Annotated in this window: 2 protein-coding genes; one reads left to right on the forward strand and one right to left on the reverse strand. The window is 34.0% G+C overall.

The features are described from left to right. A partial coding sequence (locus VXQ92_RS20160) for a phasin family protein (RefSeq protein ID WP_416682983.1) occupies positions 1–294 on the reverse strand: 294 nt, incomplete at its 3' end. A gap of 210 nt (positions 295–504) precedes the next feature. On the opposite strand from VXQ92_RS20160, the gene VXQ92_RS20165 reads away from it, so the two are divergent. Further along, a partial coding sequence (locus tag VXQ92_RS20165; RefSeq protein ID WP_057690691.1) for a hypothetical protein occupies positions 505–1,119 on the forward strand: 615 nt, incomplete at its 3' end.

Consider the following 1,119-nt stretch of genomic DNA (forward strand, 5'->3'; position numbering starts at 1 on the left):
CTCGACCTTATCTTTTGTATCAGAAACTGACTCTTTTGCTTTTTCGGTTACTTTACCAACAGTTGTATCTGCTAAATCACCTGTTTTGGATTCTAACTCTTCTCCTACTTTGACTAATGAGTCAAATAGTTTATTCCCTTCTTCTTCGGCACGAGAAAAAGCACCCAAACCTGCCAACCAGATTTGTTTCGTATACTTTCTAAAATCTAATGCAGATTTTCTAGAACTTTTTGATTTTGATTTATTTTTTTCTCCTTGCTCTTCTGCTTGTGTTTCTATGTTTGCATTATCCATTGATCTAAGCTCCTGATCGGATGAGAGAGACGAAGTGTTATTTAACCACAAAATATTCTTATAATAACAAAGTCAAGACTTGATACATTTATGAAACTGTTCTACAAAACAATCATGTCATGTAAATATATTTAACAGGACATTGTGTTAAGTTTGAGATAGGATGTCTCATTCTCTCAATTAATCTCTAATATTTAAGGATAAACTTTTATGAGTGAAACGCAACAAAGACAAAAACATCCACGTCTGTTGCTGAATATTGTTCTAATTATTTTAGAAACTTTTTTCTCATTTATTCTCACCCACGATGGTGTTCTTCGCTTGCAAGCGAAAAAGTTTATCGCCAATAAAATAACAATCCGTATTAATAGCTATTTGCCATTTTTCGATTTCTATGTGCAGTTTACGGAAAAAGGATTGCTATTTGATATTCACTCATATGACCGTCGTATTGATTTAGAAATTAATAGTACTCTCGTTGACCTTATCAAAATTTTTGTTTTTTCAAATCAACGTAGCCTGAATAACATGCGAATTGATGGGGATGCAGAGACTAAAAAAGAACTTATCGATTTAATTTCGCATCTCACTTTACCTAAGCTTCTAGCAGACTGGAAACAGTGGTTCAACGCACCAGATGATGAAGCCGAAGCCCTAGCCTCTCGCAAAAAAATTGCTCCATTACTTGAAAAAATCGACCAACAACGCTCAGAAATAAATTCGTTGCATGTCGAAATTAAACAGTATCAAAACCGAATTGCACGTTTACAACAGCGCCAACGGAACATTAACTTGTGCTTTGGTATAATTAGCCTAATATTTATT

This window comes from Acinetobacter sp. 228 (assembly GCF_048147885.1).